At 44.6% G+C, this 17,842-nt stretch carries 18 protein-coding genes and 1 tRNA gene; 13 read left to right on the forward strand and 6 right to left on the reverse strand.

The window, feature by feature from the left end; translation table 11 throughout:
- Nucleotide 1: 1 nt before the first annotated feature.
- Entirely contained in the window at nt 2–385 is a 384-nt protein-coding gene (gene gloA2, locus ACXAER_RS11840; protein WP_474829471.1) for an SMU1112c/YaeR family gloxylase I-like metalloprotein, read from the reverse strand.
- A gap of 19 nt (nt 386–404) precedes the next feature.
- Nucleotides 405–1,355: an aldo/keto reductase gene (locus ACXAER_RS11845; protein ID WP_474829473.1), complete on the reverse strand. Its 951-nt coding sequence runs from the start codon at nt 1,353–1,355 to the stop codon at nt 405–407.
- A 273-nt stretch (nt 1,356–1,628) separates the two neighbouring features.
- On the opposite strand from ACXAER_RS11845, the gene ACXAER_RS11850 reads away from it, so the two are divergent.
- The 5 genes from ACXAER_RS11850 to ACXAER_RS11870 all read left to right on the forward strand — a co-directional run bounded on the left by ACXAER_RS11850 (nt 1,629) and on the right by ACXAER_RS11870 (nt 6,427).
- Nucleotides 1,629–2,165 carry a lipocalin family protein gene (locus tag ACXAER_RS11850; RefSeq protein WP_474829475.1) on the forward strand — a complete coding sequence of 179 codons (537 nt, stop codon included), beginning with the start codon at nt 1,629–1,631 and terminating at the stop codon, nt 2,163–2,165.
- A 97-nt stretch (nt 2,166–2,262) separates the two neighbouring features.
- Nucleotides 2,263–3,309 carry a dihydroorotase gene (pyrC, locus tag ACXAER_RS11855; RefSeq protein WP_474829477.1) on the forward strand — a complete coding sequence of 349 codons (1,047 nt, stop codon included), beginning with the start codon at nt 2,263–2,265 and terminating at the stop codon, nt 3,307–3,309.
- Nucleotides 3,310–3,365: 56 nt separating this feature from the next.
- A complete protein-coding gene (locus tag ACXAER_RS11860) occupies nt 3,366–4,589 on the forward strand; it encodes a substrate-binding periplasmic protein (RefSeq protein ID WP_474829479.1) in 1,224 nt (407 codons plus the stop codon).
- Nucleotides 4,589–5,968, forward strand: a complete 1,380-nt coding sequence (dbpA, locus tag ACXAER_RS11865; RefSeq protein ID WP_474829480.1) for an ATP-dependent RNA helicase DbpA — start codon at nt 4,589–4,591, stop codon at nt 5,966–5,968. Before ACXAER_RS11860 ends, dbpA begins: the two co-directional genes overlap by 1 nt.
- 54 nt (nt 5,969–6,022) lie before the next feature.
- Complete coding sequence (locus ACXAER_RS11870; RefSeq protein ID WP_474829482.1) at nt 6,023–6,427, forward strand: ACT domain-containing protein; 405 nt, start codon at nt 6,023–6,025, stop codon at nt 6,425–6,427.
- 2 nt (nt 6,428–6,429) lie between these two features.
- Here the strand turns inward: ACXAER_RS11870 and ACXAER_RS11875 are convergent, their stop codons facing one another.
- Together ACXAER_RS11875 and ACXAER_RS11880 are read right to left on the reverse strand one after the other, a co-directional pair.
- The gene (locus ACXAER_RS11875; protein ID WP_474829484.1) at nt 6,430–7,101 is read right to left on the reverse strand and encodes a lysoplasmalogenase; all 672 of its coding nucleotides are present in this window, start codon (nt 7,099–7,101) and stop codon (nt 6,430–6,432) included.
- A gap of 119 nt (nt 7,102–7,220) precedes the next feature.
- On the reverse strand, nt 7,221–9,287 hold the full coding sequence (locus ACXAER_RS11880) for a M13 family metallopeptidase (protein ID WP_474829486.1): 2,067 nt from the start codon (nt 9,285–9,287) through the stop codon (nt 7,221–7,223).
- 259 nt (nt 9,288–9,546) lie between these two features.
- Here ACXAER_RS11880 and ACXAER_RS11885 point away from each other — a divergent pair, with 259 nt between their 5' ends.
- The 5 genes from ACXAER_RS11885 to nusG all read left to right on the forward strand — a co-directional run bounded on the left by ACXAER_RS11885 (nt 9,547) and on the right by nusG (nt 13,614).
- Nucleotides 9,547–10,173 (forward strand): RraA family protein, encoded by a 627-nt coding sequence (locus ACXAER_RS11885; RefSeq protein ID WP_474829488.1) that lies wholly within the window; start codon nt 9,547–9,549, stop codon nt 10,171–10,173.
- A 342-nt stretch (nt 10,174–10,515) separates the two neighbouring features.
- Nucleotides 10,516–12,357: an ABC transporter ATP-binding protein gene (locus tag ACXAER_RS11890; protein ID WP_474829490.1), complete on the forward strand. Its 1,842-nt coding sequence runs from the start codon at nt 10,516–10,518 to the stop codon at nt 12,355–12,357.
- 166 nt (nt 12,358–12,523) lie between these two features.
- Nucleotides 12,524–12,600 (forward strand) — tRNA-Trp (locus ACXAER_RS11895).
- 80 nt (nt 12,601–12,680) lie between these two features.
- Nucleotides 12,681–13,058: a preprotein translocase subunit SecE gene (secE, locus tag ACXAER_RS11900; protein WP_020744440.1), complete on the forward strand. Its 378-nt coding sequence runs from the start codon at nt 12,681–12,683 to the stop codon at nt 13,056–13,058.
- Between the two features lie 4 nt (nt 13,059–13,062).
- Nucleotides 13,063–13,614: a transcription termination/antitermination protein NusG gene (gene nusG / locus ACXAER_RS11905; protein WP_015068310.1), complete on the forward strand. Its 552-nt coding sequence runs from the start codon at nt 13,063–13,065 to the stop codon at nt 13,612–13,614.
- A 317-nt stretch (nt 13,615–13,931) separates the two neighbouring features.
- Here the strand turns inward: nusG and ACXAER_RS11910 are convergent, their stop codons facing one another.
- Both ACXAER_RS11910 and ACXAER_RS11915 read right to left on the reverse strand, forming a co-directional pair.
- The gene (locus ACXAER_RS11910; protein WP_474829493.1) at nt 13,932–14,888 is read right to left on the reverse strand and encodes a GGDEF domain-containing protein; all 957 of its coding nucleotides are present in this window, start codon (nt 14,886–14,888) and stop codon (nt 13,932–13,934) included.
- Complete coding sequence (locus ACXAER_RS11915) at nt 14,872–15,399, reverse strand: methanogen output domain 1-containing protein (RefSeq protein ID WP_474829495.1); 528 nt, start codon at nt 15,397–15,399, stop codon at nt 14,872–14,874. Before ACXAER_RS11915 ends, ACXAER_RS11910 begins: the two co-directional genes overlap by 17 nt.
- Nucleotides 15,400–15,860: 461 nt before the next feature.
- On the opposite strand from ACXAER_RS11915, the gene rplK reads away from it, so the two are divergent.
- The 3 genes from rplK to rplJ all read left to right on the forward strand — a co-directional run bounded on the left by rplK (nt 15,861) and on the right by rplJ (nt 17,814).
- Nucleotides 15,861–16,289, forward strand: coding sequence for a 50S ribosomal protein L11 (gene rplK / locus ACXAER_RS11920; protein ID WP_014951043.1), 429 nt, complete (start codon nt 15,861–15,863; stop codon nt 16,287–16,289).
- A gap of 4 nt (nt 16,290–16,293) precedes the next feature.
- Nucleotides 16,294–16,989 carry a 50S ribosomal protein L1 gene (rplA, locus tag ACXAER_RS11925; protein ID WP_014951042.1) on the forward strand — a complete coding sequence of 232 codons (696 nt, stop codon included), beginning with the start codon at nt 16,294–16,296 and terminating at the stop codon, nt 16,987–16,989.
- A gap of 306 nt (nt 16,990–17,295) precedes the next feature.
- Nucleotides 17,296–17,814, forward strand: a complete 519-nt coding sequence (gene rplJ / locus ACXAER_RS11930; protein ID WP_014951041.1) for a 50S ribosomal protein L10 — start codon at nt 17,296–17,298, stop codon at nt 17,812–17,814.
- The last annotated feature ends 28 nt before the right edge of the window (nt 17,815–17,842 follow it).

Here is a 17,842-nt window from a genome sequence, read left to right on the forward strand (position 1 = left end):
TTTATAGCTCGTAAAGTTCAAGCGGTAACCCGTCAGGGTCTTGAAAAAACGTAAAGCGCTTGCCGGTGTATTCGTCAGTTCTTACTGGCTCGCATTCCACCATTTTATTGGTCAGGTGATTAATCACTTCATCTAAATTGTCGACTTTGAACGCTAAGTGTCTAAGTCCTTGGGCCTCTGGACGTGAAGGCCTTTGAGGCGCTCCTGGAAACGAAAATAACTCAATTTGACTTCCGTCAGGCAGGCCAAGATCGCATTTATATGAGTTCCTGGCTTCTCGATAGTTTTCGTCAATGATGGAAAACCCAAGTACGTCCGTGTAAAACGCTTTTGAACGTGGGTAGTCGCTACAAATAATAGCAACATGGTGAAAGCCTTTTAGCATGCTATTTCCTTATTACTACTTATGGCATCTCTTGGCCGCGAGCGACTTCAAACAACTTGTACCAGTGTTCGCGAGAAAGATGAACGTCCATCGCTTTTTGGCTAGATTTGATACGCTCTACATTAGTGCTGCCTAGAACAGGCGCGATATTAGCTGGATGTCGCATCAGCCATGCTAAAACAATCGCTTCAGGTGTTGTTTGATACTCGCTTGCAAGCTTTTCCACCAATTCTGCCGTAGCAAGGTCAACACTGTTCTCGGTCTTAGCGCCCGTATACTTCCCTTGAGCTAAGCTTCCCCACGCCTGAAGTTGAACATTATTCATCATACAGTACTCAAGAGTCCCTGGTGCATAACCCATATTGCGATTAGCCGCACTATTGCTGGTGATGCCGTCTTCCAACCAGTCCCTAAAGCCGAGGCTCATTTCAAGTTGGTTGGCAACAATAGGTGTTGAGAGTGCTGATTGAAGGTAGTTTATTTGGTGTCCGTGCATATTAGACACACCCACGTGTTTAATCTTCCCCTGTTGCTGTAACAGTAATAAGGTACCAGCCACTTCTTCCAGTTCCATAAGCGGGTCGGGGCGGTGTAGTAGCAGTATATCGAGTTGCTCAATACCTAAACGAGAGAGAATGCCTTCGACAGACGTGTGGATATGATTTGCCGAGAAATCATAGCGCTTTGGTCCTAAATCATCTTCAAAACGTATTGCACATTTAGATTGAATAATCATTTTGTCTTTAAGTTCTGGCGCTTGCTTCAGGGCTTCACCAAAGGCGGTTTCTGCTTTACCGAATGTGTAAATATCAGCATGGTCAAAAACGTTAATATCTAAGTCTAGTACAGCGTCAATGATTGTTCTTGCTTGGGTCACATCGGCTTTAGATACGGGGTCGTTATTCCAACCTCCACCTAGGCCCATGCATCCATAAATTAGGCGGCTTGCGTTTGGAAAGTGTGCATTCATGTAGTTATCTCCCTTTAAAGGTGTGAGTGAACAAAATTACCTTTGCACTCATAGAAGCTCTGGCGGTTATTCTTATTATCAACTGGACAGTACTCTAGTATGACGTGTTGGATAATAAAAGCTTGATTAGTCGAGTGTCTTTTAACTAGCGACAGTTAACGCTTGGGATATTTATGGTGTGAATTAGCAATAAAGATCACAACTGCTGGTGTAGGCGTTTAATATCGTAGTGAATATTCATCACTACAAACTCATCACAAGAGAAGAGGGTTTATGTTGAAAAAATGGTTTTTATTGGCAATTGCACTACTTGTTGGGTTAGCTGGCTGCACCGGAGTACCGGAAAACGTAAAGCCAGTTAAAGGTTTCGAGCTTCCTAGGTATTTAGGGGAGTGGTACGAGATCGCGCGCTTTGACCACAGTTTTGAAGAAGGGTTAAGCGAAGTCACAGCAACATATAGTATGCGCGAAGATGGTGGCGTGAAAGTTATCAATCGCGGTTATTCAAAGGAAGAAGGTAAGTGGGATGAAGCCGAAGGCAAAGCGTATTTTGTAGAGAACGAAACCACAGGACATTTAAAGGTATCCTTTTTCGGTCCATTCTACGCGAGCTATGTCATTATGGAACTAGACAAAGAAGGTTATCAATATGCACTGATAACAGGCCCGGATAAAGATTACCTTTGGATATTAGCGCGGACACCCTCAATTTCAGATGAAGTTCGCACGCGTTTATTAGGAAAAGCGACCGCGGCTGGGTACGACGTTAGCAAGCTTATTTGGGTAGAGCACGGCCAAGTAAAATCATAGCTGCTATCAAGCGAGTTGTTCTGCGCGCAAATTGGGAATTGTGCTATTATTGGGCGCAATTCCCCTCTGTTTGAATAAGTATTAAGAGAGACAAGGCATGCAAACGCTCAATATTACTACGCCAGACGATTGGCATCTTCATTTTCGCGACAACGAAATGCTGGCTGAAACCGTGCCTGCAACTGCGCGTTGTTTCCAACGCGCTATTGTCATGCCAAACCTAGTACCACCAGTAGTTAATGCTGAAATGGCGATGGCGTACAAAGGGCGAATTGAAGCTGCGCGACCTGAAGGCAGTAACTTTGAGCCGTTAATGACTTTATTCCTTACCAACCAAACTACGCCGCAGGATATTATCGATGCAAAGCAAGCAGGCGTAACCGCATGTAAGCTTTACCCAGCAGGTGCGACGACTAACTCAGACGCGGCGGTAAAAGGTATTCAGGCTTTATACCCAGTATTCCAAGCCATGCAAGAGCAGGGTTTGCTTTTGCTAATTCATGGTGAAGTTACCGAGCATCACATTGATATTTTTGACCGTGAAAAAGTATTTATTGATACCCACTTAGGCCCTATTGTTGACGCATTTCCTAGGTTGAAAGTGGTGTTCGAGCACATTACTACAGCAGATGCAGCTAGCTTCGTAGCGGGCGCTAGCGAGTTTGTAGGCGCCACTATTACGCCCCAGCATTTATTGCTTAACCGAAATGATTTACTGGTTGGTGGGGTACGCCCTCACAACTATTGTTTGCCAGTGCTAAAACGCAACACACACCAAAAAGCGTTGCGCGACATGGTGGCAAGTGGCAACAAGAAATTCTTTTTAGGTACTGATTCTGCACCTCATGCTAAGCATAAAAAAGAGAATGCGTGCGGCTGTGCAGGTTGTTACAGCGCATGGTCTGCAATAGAGCTTTATGCAGAAGTGTTTGAGCAGCTAGGCGCAATAGATAAGCTTGAAGGCTTTGCTAGCCATTACGGTGCGGATTTTTATGACTTACCGCGAAATACGACTACAATGACACTAGTGAAAGAGTCGTGGACGGTGCCAGAACAAGTAACCCTAGCTGATGGCACCGATATGGTTCCATTTTTTGCGGGGCAAACGTTGCAGTGGAAATTAGAAAAGGCATTTCAAGCTTAGTATTATATATTAGTGTCTGTTTATGTGCCCTATGGAGCCTTTCTATAAGGGCACAAGTGCTCTCTTACTCCCACGCCCAAGATTTACCCAGCGCCATCACTCCCTCAGACCAACAGAGTATCCAATCTTATTCATTCACAGTGTTTGAAAATGCTTTGTCAAAGAGTGGTATTGATTTAAGGCCTGCTGATAAAGCAACATCTAGCGAATCCCAAATTGTTTTTAACGTGATAAGAAATGAAGATAACGAACATTATTACTACTGGATAACACCGTTATTTGCCTTTAAATGTGGCGGTGATGTTCGTTGTACGCCGAATGCAGGTAGTCAGGAAACAACAATAGCAGTGAGCTACATTGCACTTGCAAAAACTAAAAGCACTGCTGAAACTGCAGAGCGCCTGAGTGAACTAGTGAGCCAATACAAGCACTCAGAAGCGTTTGCTCTGCTTGCTAAAACGATGCTAGGTGAATTGAAGCTAATTTTTCCAGATACGATACTTGCCTTTGGAGCTTTAAGCCTAGTGGGCGAACTGCATACAGATACCGACAACCTTTGGGTAATCGCTGACGTAGTGCCTTTGTTTTCTGAAGTCGGAGAGCGAGGAAGAATTGAAGGTATCGCTGCTGATTTGGTTAGCGATATTTTGGATGAGATGGCACTTGACCAGACGATTCTCTCTGCGCCTTGGAAAAGAATAGCAAAGGAAGCCATGACCAAGTCTAACGTGTTGGTATTTTCTGTAATTCGAACTGATGAAAGAGAAAACGTGTTCCACTGGGTAACGCCGGTTTCAAGAAATCTTCACGGTCTGTACGGTATTGATAAACCCTATTTTCCCTTCTTTGCCGATGTTCCGAAAACCTACAGGGTAGGCACCTTGCTAGAGGACTATCGCTATCAAATCGCAATAGACCACGGCTTTAAAGTGAAAGCTTATGATTCATGGCCAGCGTTAGTGGACGCACTGATTAACAACGAAATTGATACTATTTTCGGTTCTCGGGGAGCAATTGACTTTGGATGTAACCCAAAGCAATTTAAATGTGAGACAATAACACTCTCGAGTAAGTACGACATTTCAACGGCCTACCTAGCACTGTCAAAAAAAGACACCTGTGTTTTGGCTTTAGAGAAGCTCAAGTTAGCGGCGGCCGGTGTGAAAATGAGTGACAAGTTTAATGAGCAGCTTTCTTCATGGAGTGACATGGTGTCTGAAGAATACGGCATAGCTCATCATACCAAAAATGGTGTAGTTCACCTTTGGAAACCCAATTAATGACAGTTGAAACCGTTAAGCATTTAGATATAAACCCTGCCATCACTAAGGCGCTAGACTCACAAGGCATTTTCCAACTTTCTCCAATACAGGCGCAGTCGCTACCCGAAGCCCTGCAAGGTAAAGATATTATTGGTCAGGCCCAGACCGGCAGTGGTAAAACGCTGTGCTTCGTGATCCCCGCCCTACAGCACATTGAAGTAAACGAGTTTACTACACAAGCCATTATGCTTTGCCCAACCCGTGAGCTTGCCGACCAAGTCGCGCAGCAGTGTCGTACCGCGGCTAAGAATATCGGTAATATCAAAGTAACCACCTTATGCGGTGGGCAGCCTATGGGGCCGCAAATACAGTCGTTAAAGCACAGCCCTCACATTATCGTGGGCACGCCAGGTCGCGTAATGGATCACGTGGAAAAGCGTCGTATTGATTTAAGCAGTGTAAAACTACGCGTGCTTGATGAAGCCGACCGCATGTTAGATATGGGCTTTGAAGACGATTTACGCATTATTTTCGGTCAAACGCCGAAACAAGTACAAACCCTGTTATTTTCTGCAACCTTTACAGAACAAATTGAGCGCGTAGCTAAGCAGTACCTGCACAATCCGGTAACCTGTAAAGTTGAGTCTCAAGACAGTAAACCCGCTATCACACAATTGGGCTACAACGTGCTCCCGCACACACGCACTCAGGCGCTTAAAGCGGTACTTACCCACTACCAACCTAAAAACGCTATTGTATTTTGTAACCGCAAGGTTCAGGTAAATGAAGTGGTTGACGAGCTTATCGAGGATGGTTTTAGCGCAGCTGGGCTTCAGGGGGACTTGGAACAGCATCAGCGTACGTCGGTGCTTATGCAGTTTGCCAGCGATGCGCTACAAGTACTTGTTGCTACCGATGTAGCTGCGCGAGGGCTGGATATTGATGATGTTGCCTGCGTAATTAATTACACGGTAAGTGAAGAGCCGGAAACCCATATTCACCGCATTGGTCGCACGGCACGCGCGGGGGCAAAGGGCATGGCAGTAACGCTAGTGAGCGATGACGAAGAACACTTTTTGCGAAAAATAGAAGTGTTACAAGAAAGTGATATTCCGCTTAAGGGCGCGCAAAGCTTACGTTTTCATAAAAACAAAATTACTCAGCCAGAATTCACCTGTATTTCGTTAAGTGCGGGTAAAAAGGAAAAGCTTCGCCCTGGTGACCTGGTGGGTGCCCTTACCAAAGATGCAGGCATTCCTGGCGATGACTTGGGCAAAATAAAGGTGCAAAACAGTATGAGTTTTGTTGCAGTGAAAACCCGAAGCGTAAAAAAAGCCATGGCGCAATTTAGAGAAGGTAAGATTAAAGGCAAACGTATTAGAGCCAGAAAACTTTAATAGGCGCGCTTCAAGCTTGCTTTAACAAATAAGTTTGATGTTATACGAAGGACGATGAGTGTGGTTGCTGAAACTGACTTAAATGTTTTACTGAAAAATCTGAATCCTGTGGCAAATAGCGAAAATTACGTTTTTACTACTTTGGCTGCTGAGAGATTAACCAGTACGTTGATTAAAGCGGCTAAGGGCATGTTTCAGGAACGCGAGGGCACCACGCTCATTCTTCCGGTTGCCGCCGCCGAGAAAGCTAACTTGCAATTTGAAGGGTATTACCGCTGTATAACCTGTGAAGTGCATTCCAGTTTGGAAGCGGTAGGCATGACAGCCGCTATGTCTACTGCGTTAGGTAAAGCAGGAATTAGCGCCAACGTGGTCGCCGCTTATTACCATGACCATATTTTTGTGCCAGCCGAAAAAGTCGATGTGGCGCTAGACGTTTTAACGTCGTTGTCTAACTAATCCTACCTTGTCTGTTTTCTTAAGAACGCGTTAACAAGGCCAACCGTTAAACAATATTGCGCGGCATAATACGTCGTCATAACCCAAAAGGCTGATAGTGGAAGCGGCGTTTTAAAAACCGACTGGGCGAGAATGGCATCTGAGCCCACAAAAAGCATAGCACCAGTTATAATTAGCTTGGTTCGTCCTAGGCATACCGCGGCTAATCCCATTAGCGTGATAACGCTAATATAGGCGACGACAGGGTAAAATAAGCTTTTCGATGCTGGCAGGATATAAGCGGCCATCAGCGTGGCGAAACTAACGATAATAATACTCACTAGCCACTTAGTTTTGTGCGAAATAACATTGTCGTTGTGTATCCATTGTTGACGGCAATGCAGTGAAGCAAAGCATACGGCGTAGGATAAATGCGCGAGGAAAAAGCACGATAATCCAGTTATAAAACTTTCCTCAAACGGTATAGCCAGACTAATATCTCCAGCCATGCTAAAAAGTAGTGCAGCCAACACGACATATCGCGGCGTACTATTAAGCTTTATAAACGCAAATACCATCAGTACACAGATAGGAAGCGCTTTAGGTAGGAATTGTGCGACATAAGGTGAAAACGGCAGCGTCGCCAAGTAAAGCAACGCTAAGCTGATAAAGACAATAGTTGTTCTTACATTCATAGTTAGCCTTTTTAAACCTGCTCAGTCATACACTTCAACACGAAAAAAAAGCCCCAGTTTGACGAACAAAACATGGGGCTTTAACTGTCGTATTGTCTACGCTTGCATGTGTATGCGAATTACCAAATTTTCACCCGTTCTTCTGGTGGTAAATACAACGCATCTTCTTCGGTAACGTTAAACGCTTCGTAGAATTCAGGCACGTTGCGAACAGCACCGTTAGTGCGGAACTTGGTAGGTGAATGAGTATCGGTTTGTACTTGGCTGCGCAACGCTTCTTCGCGATATTTGCTCGCCCAAACCTGGCCGTAACCAATGAATACACGCTGAACGCCAGTGAAACCATCTAGTTCAGGCGCTTCCTTACCATCAAGAGACAGATGATAAGCTTTAAGTGCGATACTGATGCCGCCAAGGTCGCCGATGTTTTCACCTAGGGTATATTCACCGTTCACGTGCAAGTCAGGCAACACCTCAAACTGATTATACTGTTCAATCAAGTTTGCGGTACGTGCTTCAAATTCGCTGCGATCTTCATCTGTCCACCAGTTTCTAAGTACACCATCGCCATCAAACGTTGAACCTGCATCATCGAACCCGTGTCCAATTTCGTGTCCGATTACTGCACCAATACCACCATAGTTAACCGCGTCTTCGGCGTTCATATCAAAGAACGGAGGCTGAAGGATAGCCGCAGGGAATACAATTTCGTTTAGCGGTGGGTTGTAATAGGCATTAACGGTTTGTGGTGTCATGCCCCATTCATGGGTCCACACTGGGCCGCCTTGTTTCTTCAACATTTCCTCGTATAGCACATCTGAAGAACGCTTTAAATTTCCAAATAGGTCACTGGCATTAACCGTCAGAGCTGAGTAATCTCTCCACTGGTCAGGGTAACCAATTTTCACGGTAAACTTAGACAATTTGTCCAGCGCTTGCGCACGAGTTTCATCTGTCATCCAATCAAGATTTTCAATACTTTCTTTGTAAGCCAACAGCAGGTTGTTAACCATTTCCATCATGCGCTCTTTCGCTTCAGGCGGGAAGTGCTGTTTTACATAGACCTTACCGATAAGTTCACCAACGTGGGCATTTGAAAGACTCACTGCACGACGCCATTGTGGCTGCTGCTCTTCTACGCCGCGAAGCACTTTGCTGTAGAAGTTAAAGTTTGCTTCATCAAGTTCGGCGTTCAGGCGGCCGGCAGACGCATTTAATAAGCCCCATTTAAGAAACGTCTTCCAGTCCTCAAGTGAGGTTTCATCAATAACGCCATCAATGTTTTGCATGTAGTCTTTTTGTAAAATGCCGAGTGAAGGAATGTCGCTAATGTTAGCTTCAGAAAGGTAAGCGTCCCAGTCGAACTTAGGCATTAAGGCTTTGAGCTCTTCAATGGTCAGCTTGTTGTAGTTGGCAGCAAAGTTACGGGCCTGCTCTTTTTTCATGTGCAGTTGAGCAATCTTCGTCTCTAGCGCGAAGAGCATATCTGCGCTTTCTTTAGGCGCCTCGAAGCCCGCTAGCTCAAACATGGTTTGGATATGTTTAACGTAGGCATCACGAATGGTTTGTGACGTCTCATCGTTCTTGAAATAGTACTCGCGCTCAGGAAGCCCCAGTCCCGACTGCCACGTATACATCAAATATTCTTTCGGCGATTTAAGATCTGGATATTGGGTTAGGCTAAATGGTGTGCCATAGCCATAGCGAGCGGCGTATGCGAAGTACTCGGCAAGGTCGGTATAGTCTTCAATTGCATCAATCTTGGTTAGCTCAGGTTTTAGCGGCGTCGTGCCAAGCTCGTTGCGGGTCTCCATGTCCATATAGGCACGGTAGAAATCTCCCACTTTTTGTTCGTCGCTTCCCGCTTTAAAGTCACCTTCGGCAGATGATTTTATAATGTCCATAACGTGATCTTGTGCTTCATCGCTAAGGATCACAAAAGAACCGTAGCTCGATTTATCTGCTGGTATTTCAAAATTATCAAACCATTTGCCGTTTACATAGCGGAAAAAGTCATCACCTGGGTCAACAGACAGGTCCATATTTTCTTTTATTACACCTGAGGAAAGCTGCTGTTGAGTCTCTTCAGTGGCCGAGCTTTGTGTCTGTTGTTCTGTGGACGAATTTTGTGGGCTACAAGCCGTTAAGGCCAGCGCCACGCTTAAGCTTAAAACGCTACGTAACATGTCGAGTTTTTCCTTTTTATTTTATCGGTAGTGGTGACATCTACCGTTAATTTGTTTTTGGCTCGAGGCAATAGCTCTTTCATTTATTTGAAAGGTTAAGAACCTGAATCACCTACTTGTCTTTATTAATCACACATGTTTTTAGCATGGCAGTGCTAACAGAAAAAGTGTTTATAGTGAAAATACACAGCTTGTAACAACTTGGGGCCTCAATTTCGTTATAGTGATTTCTCTCACCAGAAAAAAGACAGGAAAGGCAATGGAATTAGACAATATCCCTTTTGACAGCGTCTCGCCTTGCGAATACGCAGATGCGCTTCCAAGAGACCAGTTTATGGACTACGCCATAAAACCTTTATGGGATGGTATCCCGCGTATAGCTGGCCCAGCTTTCACCGTAAAATGTGCACCAGGAGACCATCTTATGCTCCATGCGGCAATTTATCGCGCAAGCCCTGGTGACATTATTGTCGTAGAGGCCGATGACAAGTTCGCTGTCGCTGGTGGTAATGTGTGTGCAATTGCGCAGGCTCGCGGGATCAAAGGTTTTGTTATTGACGGTGTGATTCGCGATATTGCAGAAACCCGTGACAACAAATTTCCGGTATTTGCCAAGGGCGTTATACCCAAGCCGGGTGCCAAAAAATGCATATCGCCGCTGAATGAACCAGTGAGCTGCGGTGGTGTTGTAGTTAACGCAGGTGACATTATCGTGGCGGATGAGGAGGGCATTGCTGTTATTCCAAAAGCGGATGCATTAACGGCTTTTGATACTGCTAAAAAGCGGGCCGAGAAAGACGGGGCTATGACGTTAGCGCAATGGCAGGCCGAGCACGCCAAAAAAGTGGAGAGTATTCTGACAGAACTCGGATATACAAAAGAGTAGTCTTACCCATTAAACGAACCGTGTTTGTCTATGTCACTGCCAGCGGTTCACGGCATTATCTAATTGGGGCTGGTTGTTCAGTCAAACCACCTAAGAGTTTCTCAATGTTTAGCAGCCATGACCAAGTGTTCTATCGACGGGCGTGGTCATGAGCTTTCTAACACAGTAAAAAAGAAGGAAATCAGCCCTTATTTCTACAAAATATTAACCAACTTTAAGTGAACTTTGCGGTAAAACATGACGCAAAGTTCAACACGCATTTTTATATCGTGTAGAATTGTGACCTAGCATTTTGGGGCATGCGTAAATGTGCTCTGTCACTGAATAATTAACGAGTTTTACATGTTTTCATTTTTTGAAAAGCTTACCCAGCCTTTCCCTGATACGCCACCTACCCAACCACCGCAAGGTATTGTTGCTTTTTGTAAGTATTATACCAAAGGTATGTGGGGCGTAATTCTCACCGTTTCCGTGCTAAGTGCAATTGTTGCCATGCTAGAAGTGGCATTGTTTGGTTTCTTAGGACAGCTAGTCGATTGGTTTTCCGAGCAAAATCGCGAAACATTCTTAGCCGACCAAAAGCTTACACTTATAGGAATGGGAGTTACCGTACTTGTACTAATTCCCCTGTTTATTTTGCTTCGCTCCTTATTTTCCCGTCAGTCGTTGATGGGGAACTACCCAATGCGCATTAGATGGCAGGCGCACCGCTATTTACTGGGTCAAAGCTTAACGTTCTTCCACGATGAATTTGCCGGCCGTGTGGCTACCAAGGTAATGCAGACTGCACTATCGGTAAGAGAAACCGTGACTAAGGTTCTCGATTTGCTGGTGTACATCAGCGTTTATTTTGTCTCTATGGTTGTGCTTATCTTCAGCACAGACTGGCGCTTAGCCATGCCACTTATCGTGTGGTTCTTTGTGTACATTGGTATCTTAAAAGTGCTGGTGCCTAAACTAAAAGAAGTATCGCAAAAACAAGCGGACGCGCGTTCATTAATGACGGGGCGCATTGTTGATAGCTATACCAATATCACAACGGTAAAGCTGTTTTCACATAGCCGCCGTGAAGCGGATTACGCAAAAGAGAGCATGGATGGTTTTCTTAAAACGGTTTACCCGCAAATGCGTTTGGTTACCGTATTGGAGTTTTGTGTGGAAATGGCTAATGCCATTCTCATTTTCACCGTAGGCGCGCTTTCTGTGTATTTGTGGATGGAAAACATCGCGAGCCCCGGTGACATAGCCATTGCGATCAGCTTATGCCTGCGCCTAAACGGTATGTCCCATTGGGTAATGTGGGAAGTATCAGGCTTATTTGAAAACTTGGGCACAGTGCAGGATGGTATGAATACCTTAGCACAGCCGATTGCGGTTAAAGACAAGCCTAAGGCTAACGCCCTTAAAGTAAATGGCGGCGGAATTAACTTCGACAACGTTCACTTTTCTTATGCCGGTGCCGATGATAAACCGATAGATGTTTTTAAAAACCTCGATTTGAACATCAAGCCCGGAGAAAAAGTGGGCTTAGTGGGGCGTTCTGGCGCAGGTAAATCAACATTAGTTAACTTATTAATGCGCTTTTACGATACCCAAAGTGGTCGAATTATCATTGATGGGCAGGATATTACCCAAGTGGGGCAGGAAACCCTACGAGCCAAAATCAGTATGGTAACGCAGGATACTTCACTGATGCACCGCTCGGTACGCGACAACATTTTATACGGGCGTACGGATGCGACAGAAGAGGATATGGTTAGGGCGGCCAAGCAGGCCGAAGCACATGACTTTATTCTGACTCTCACCGATAGTCACGGAAGAACAGGATACGACGCCCATGTAGGCGAGCGGGGTGTGAAACTTTCTGGTGGGCAGCGACAGCGAATTGCGATTGCTCGGGTATTGCTGAAAGATGCGCCTGTACTTGTACTAGACGAAGCGACATCTGCATTGGATTCAGAAGTTGAAGCGGCTATTCAGGCTTGCCTAGACAAAGTAATGGAGGGCAAAACCGTGCTAGCTATTGCACATCGCTTGTCGACGATAGCGCAAATGGACCGGTTGTTGGTGCTCGATAAAGGCAATATTGTAGAGCAGGGCACACATGCCGAACTCATTGCTCATAATGGTATATATGCGAAGCTGTGGGCGCATCAAACCGGTGGTTTCATTGGGGTAGAATAATCTTAGAAAGAAATAATAGGAAGAGCATTTGGGAGCGATAAACCGCTTGTATCTTGAAAGTGGTTAAGTATAATACGCGTCCCTCCCTTGCGATACCGCACTTTCCTAAGAAAAGACGCACAACTCCCAAGGGCAGTGTAAGTAAATTTTGCGACATAGACACCACAGGGGTGTAGTTCGAATTGGTAGAACAGCGGTCTCCAAAACCGATGGTTGGGGGTTCGAGTCCCTCCACCCCTGCCAAATTTACTTAAACGAAGAATTTTAAATTGCGCATCGAATAAGTGCGTAAAACAACGACGCTGTAGTGCTAGGATCGTAACATGAGCGAAAAGACGGAAAATCAGTCCAATGCATTGGACATGTTTAAATGGGTAGTGGTTTTTGCACTGCTTGCCGGTTTAGTAACCGCTAACACAATGTACGGTGAGATCTCGGTACTATACCGTGCCATCGCGATTGTAGTAGTAGTTGGTATAGCTGGTTTCATCGCGGCAACTACCGAAAAAGGTAGTACCTTCTTGAGCTTTGCTAAAGAGTCTCGCACAGAAGTTCGCAAAGTAGTATGGCCAACCCGTCAAGAGGCGAACCAAACTACGCTTATCGTACTTGCAGCGACGTTAGTTATGGCACTAATTTTATGGGGACTAGACGGCATCATCGTTCGTGTAGTTGGCTTTATTACTGGAATAGGAGCATAAACGTATGTCTGAAGAAGAAGCAGTAAAGAAAAGATGGTACGTAGTTCAAGCCTATTCGCAATACGAAGCTCGCGTTAAGAAGACGCTGCTTGAATATATAAAAATGCACAACATGGAAGACTACTTCGGTCAGGTACTAGTACCAACAGAAGAAGTCGTTGAAATGCGTGCAGGTCAAAAGCGCAAATCAGAGCGTAAGTTCTACCCGGGTTATGTATTGGTAGAAATGGCGATGACCGAAGAGTCATGGCACTTAGTGAAAAGCGTTCCTCGCGTATTGGGTTTCATCGGCGGTACATCAGACCGTCCTATGCCAATTACGCAAAAAGAAGCAGACGCTATCCTAAATCGCCTTGAAGAAAATGTTGATAAGCCAAGACCAAAAACATTGTTCGAGCCAGGCGAAGTGGTTCGCGTTACCGACGGTCCATTTGCAGACTTCAACGGTGTGGTAGAAGAAGTCGACTACGAAAAGAGCCGCGTAAAAGTATCGGTACTTATCTTCGGTCGTTCTACACCAGTAGACCTAGAATTTGGTCAGGTAGAGAAAGGCTAAAGCTAACAACGACTTGCAATTTTGAAAAAGCCCCTATTACATAGGGGCTTTTTTATTTGTCGAATAAGTTAATTGAATTTCCTCTTCTACTATATTGCTAGCAAAACAACAAAAATAGGCAGACCGTGTATTGCAGGCGATTGAGAGGTAAGGCGCTGAGTGTTTAGCGAGATGAAAGTGATTAGTCATTCACTAACACAGTTAAAGTTTATTGTTGGCGTGCGGTCTCTTCAGTTAAAACCTATCACTACAGAGCCTGTAGACAGTATGAAACGGCTTCCACTACATCTATAAACATTGGTGATTTATCTTTAGTTTCATGTGTACTTGATAAATTGATCACGCCCGTTGCTCTTTGCTTTGTAAAGTGCCTTATCAGCTTTGGCTATGGCATCTTCAGGCGATAAAGCCTTTGATAGTGAACAGTACCCAGCGCTGGCGGTCATTCTAAGAGTTTCTCTACTGGTTTTAACTACACTTTCTCGTAATTTTTTCATTGCTCTAGAGAGAAACAGTGCTGCTTCATCTTCTGTACAGTTGCTGAGAATGACCATAAACTCTTCTCCCCCCCAGCGGCCTACAATATCGGCAGCACGAGCCTCACCTTCTAGACAAGATGCAAATACCCTCAAAGCTATATCACCAGAGTCATGACCATAAACATCGTTAATTTTTTTGAAATGGTCTATGTCAAAAAGGGCTATTACTGCATCTTCACTACTTCTTTTGGTCGAATGCCATTGATATTCTAGAGATGTGTTTAAAAAACGGCGGTTCTTTAGCCCTGTTAGTTCATCTGTTGTTGCTTTAAGGGAGGCAATACGTGCCTTTCTAGCGTGATTAATTTCAGCCTCTTGCATCTCCCTAAAGCGGGATGTAATTTTAAGTAAATGTTCATCAAGCTGCACAAGCATTGCCGCTGGTAATCCAGACTCTTTATAACGCAGCGCGGATATATAGCCTGGTACGCTTTTTTGAACACCGCAGCTGTCAAGTTCCAACTTCAACTTAACTGGGAATAAACCAGTTCTCTTTGTAGCTATTGTCGCTACTTCTAGAATATTTTCAGTATCGTAGACATTAGATGTGAGGCAAAAAATTTGTTGAATATTGTCTTTGGTAATGATTTTTGGCACTTTATAATAAAGTTGGCGATTGTAATTAAGTATCTCTCCATCCATGGCTGCAATAACAGCAGGCTCAGTAATATTGTCCAGTAAAGAACGAAGACTCACATCATCAACAATCTTGGCGTGGTCAACCGAAATACTCATTAAGTCCTCCGATATCATCGCTGTTTGGCTCTAAATGAATAACTATGTGGCAATGACCATCTCCGTTTGCAATTGTCTTCTTCAATTCAACAGCGGCATACGAGAATTCCGTTGACACAATTTTTCCAAAGACATTCGCCGTCATTGAGCAAAGCGGACGTTTGCCTACTACATTTACACCAAATGGACATTTTGTATTGAGCAAAACAATTTCATTTTTAGAAACCTCAGACACCCGAAACCGTCCCCCTATTCTTCGCTTTAAATCAACTAAAACATGGGCAATAGTATCTAACGTCATGGCGTCATCATTTATCTCAACCTTGTATTTGTTGTACAGCAACTCTCCCAATTTATCTGCAACAATACTGATGAAGCTTTTCGACTCTTCATATCCAATAACGTCCTCTAAAAGCTTTTCAAGCTCTAGCAAGATAGTTTGATGGAATGAACTAGCGTCAATATCGATATTCTTGCATGCTATTCGATTTGCAATATTTTGCTCTGTCATGTCAGCTCCTTAACTTATACTTTAGTTGTAGATCATGGTGGTTAAATAATCAACAATCAGCTGTCGCAGTCCACAGTGTTTAAGTAGTTAAATGAGCTCTTCCTAATACAAAAAATGTGAGAAGAACTTTATTCGTGCTTGGAAAATGCTTTTGCGAAAATATCGTGGGGCAAAGGGGGTATCTCATCATTGTTTAACTCAGTTAGTTTTTCCATTGTTAATTAATCCTTATTTAAATGAATATAGACGCGTTCGCACGACCCGTGTGAAGCTATATAAACTTTGAATCACTTTAGCGATAAAAATACTGACCTTTCGATGGTTTTTTATTCTAAATAGCCCTTGCATAGTAATTAATCACCTTATATAATGCGCGCCCTTTTAAACGGAAACGGGAAGCCGATTGAGCAAATAATCTCTGTATTTGCGAGGCGTTAGACCCAAACAAGAGAGCATGTAAAATGGCTAAAAAAGTAAGCGGTATTATCAAGCTTCAGGTTGCAGCTGGCGCTGCTAACCCAAGTCCACCGGTTGGTCCTGCACTAGGTCAGCACGGTGTAAACATCATGGAATTCTGTAAGGCTTTCAACGCAAAAACTGAAAGTCTTGAGAAAGGCGCTCCAGTACCAGTAGAAATTACTGTATACGAAGATCGCTCTTTCACATTCGAAACTAAGACTCCTCCTGCGTCTTACCTGCTTAAGAAAGCAGCGGGCATCAAGAGTGGTTCTGGCCGTCCTAACACTGAAAAAGTGGGTAAAGTTACTCGCGCTCAGTTGGAAGAGATTGCTAAAACTAAAGAGCCAGACCTTACTGCAGCTGATCTAGATGCAGCGGTACGCACTATCGCGGGTTCTGCTCGCTCAATGGGCTTGAACGTAGAGGATTAATCGAATGGCTAAATTAACTAAACGCGCTCGCCTAATACGCGACAAAGTTGACTCTACTAAAGAGTACGAAATCAACGAAGCAGTAGCGCTTCTTAAAGAACTAGCAACTGCTAAGTTCGCGGAAAGCGTTGACGTATCTGTAAACCTTGGTATCGATGCGAAGAAATCTGACCAAAACGTTCGTGGTGCAACTGTGCTACCTAACGGTACTGGCAAAGACGTTCGCGTTGCAGTATTTACTCAAGGCGCAAATGCTGAAGCAGCGAAAGAAGCTGGTGCAGACATCGTTGGTATGGACGACTTAGCTGAGCAAGTTAAGAAAGGCGAAATGAACTTTGACGTAGTAGTTGCTAGCCCAGACGCGATGCGTGTTGTTGGTCAGCTAGGTCAAATCTTAGGTCCACGTGGCCTTATGCCTAACCCTAAAACTGGCACTGTAACGCCTGACGTTGCAACGGCAGTTAAGAACGCTAAAGCTGGTCAGGTACGCTACCGTAACGATAAGAACGGTATCATCCACGCTAGCATCGGTAAGATTGCGTTCGAAGCGAACCAAATTCAAGAAAACCTTGAGGCGCTACTTGAAGCACTGAAGAAAGCTAAGCCTTCTTCTGCTAAAGGTACATACATCAAGAAGATCAGCCTAAGCACTACAATGGGTGCTGGTGTTGCTCTTGATAAGGCTTCTGTAGGTCTTTAATTTCGCTGAGCTTAGGCTCATCGAAATCTCTTAAAGGTTATGGGTTGGAGCTGTGACAATTAGCAGTGCTAATAAGCAGCTCCCGTCCTAGACCGCAGGTGCGGTGTGGTGAAAGAGGTAAGAGAACTTTCACAGTCAACATACTGCTTAATACAACAACCTGCGCAGACGGTGGTTTGACTCAGACTCTCTGGGGTAACAAACACCGTAGAGCGGTATCAACCATGAGGGTTGGTATCAATCTGTGAACCCTGACGGCGTGAGTAGGTAACTACACACAAAGTCAGATACAAAGAGGTGAACTCAGTGGCACTAGGTTTAGCAGCAAAAAAAGAGATCGTAGCAGAAGTTTCTGAAGTTGCGTCTCGCGCTCTATCCGTAGCCGTTGCTGAATACCGTGGGATGGAAGTTGCAGAACTGACTGACCTACGTGTTAAAGCTCGTGAGCAAGGCGTATACCTAAAGGTTGTACGTAACACTCTTGCAAAGCGTGCTCTAGCAGACAGTCAATTTGCAGACTTAGACAGCGCCTTAACTGGCCCGCTTATCTATGGTTTCTCTATCGACGCACCAGGCGGTGCGGCACGTCTTTTCAAAGACTTCGGTAAGACTAACGATAAGCTTAAAGTTACAGCACTATCTATTGGTAGCGGTCTTCTTGGTCCAGAGAAATTGGACGCAGTTGCAGCACTACCTACCCGCGACGAAGCGCTTGCGAAACTACTTGCAACCTTCAAAGCACCAGTTGGGAAATTCGTTCAAACAATCAACGAAGTTCCTGGCAAGTTTGTGCGCGTATTGGCGGCGGTCAAAGACACCAAGTAATTGGCGTTTTTGGCATATTGATTTTTTT

Source organism: Alteromonas sp. AWJ4_199 (genome assembly GCF_056159165.1).

What these genes read in the sequence shown, in the direction of transcription:
- gloA2 (WP_474829471.1), bottom strand. Translation starts at nt 385, where the DNA reads ATGCTAAAAGGCTTTCACCATGTTGCTATTATTTGTAGCGACTACCCA.
- ACXAER_RS11845 (WP_474829473.1), bottom strand. Translation starts at nt 1,355, where the DNA reads ATGAATGCACACTTTCCAAACGCAAGCCGCCTAATTTATGGATGCATG.
- ACXAER_RS11850 (WP_474829475.1), top strand. Translation starts at nt 1,629, where the DNA reads ATGTTGAAAAAATGGTTTTTATTGGCAATTGCACTACTTGTTGGGTTA.
- pyrC (WP_474829477.1), top strand. Translation starts at nt 2,263, where the DNA reads ATGCAAACGCTCAATATTACTACGCCAGACGATTGGCATCTTCATTTT.
- dbpA (WP_474829480.1), top strand. Translation starts at nt 4,589, where the DNA reads ATGACAGTTGAAACCGTTAAGCATTTAGATATAAACCCTGCCATCACT.
- ACXAER_RS11870 (WP_474829482.1), top strand. Translation starts at nt 6,023, where the DNA reads ATGAGTGTGGTTGCTGAAACTGACTTAAATGTTTTACTGAAAAATCTG.
- ACXAER_RS11875 (WP_474829484.1), bottom strand. Translation starts at nt 7,101, where the DNA reads ATGAATGTAAGAACAACTATTGTCTTTATCAGCTTAGCGTTGCTTTAC.
- ACXAER_RS11880 (WP_474829486.1), bottom strand. Translation starts at nt 9,287, where the DNA reads ATGTTACGTAGCGTTTTAAGCTTAAGCGTGGCGCTGGCCTTAACGGCT.
- ACXAER_RS11885 (WP_474829488.1), top strand. Translation starts at nt 9,547, where the DNA reads ATGGAATTAGACAATATCCCTTTTGACAGCGTCTCGCCTTGCGAATAC.
- ACXAER_RS11890 (WP_474829490.1), top strand. Translation starts at nt 10,516, where the DNA reads ATGTTTTCATTTTTTGAAAAGCTTACCCAGCCTTTCCCTGATACGCCA.
- secE (WP_020744440.1), top strand. Translation starts at nt 12,681, where the DNA reads ATGAGCGAAAAGACGGAAAATCAGTCCAATGCATTGGACATGTTTAAA.
- nusG (WP_015068310.1), top strand. Translation starts at nt 13,063, where the DNA reads ATGTCTGAAGAAGAAGCAGTAAAGAAAAGATGGTACGTAGTTCAAGCC.
- ACXAER_RS11910 (WP_474829493.1), bottom strand. Translation starts at nt 14,888, where the DNA reads ATGAGTATTTCGGTTGACCACGCCAAGATTGTTGATGATGTGAGTCTT.
- ACXAER_RS11915 (WP_474829495.1), bottom strand. Translation starts at nt 15,399, where the DNA reads ATGACAGAGCAAAATATTGCAAATCGAATAGCATGCAAGAATATCGAT.
- rplK (WP_014951043.1), top strand. Translation starts at nt 15,861, where the DNA reads ATGGCTAAAAAAGTAAGCGGTATTATCAAGCTTCAGGTTGCAGCTGGC.
- rplA (WP_014951042.1), top strand. Translation starts at nt 16,294, where the DNA reads ATGGCTAAATTAACTAAACGCGCTCGCCTAATACGCGACAAAGTTGAC.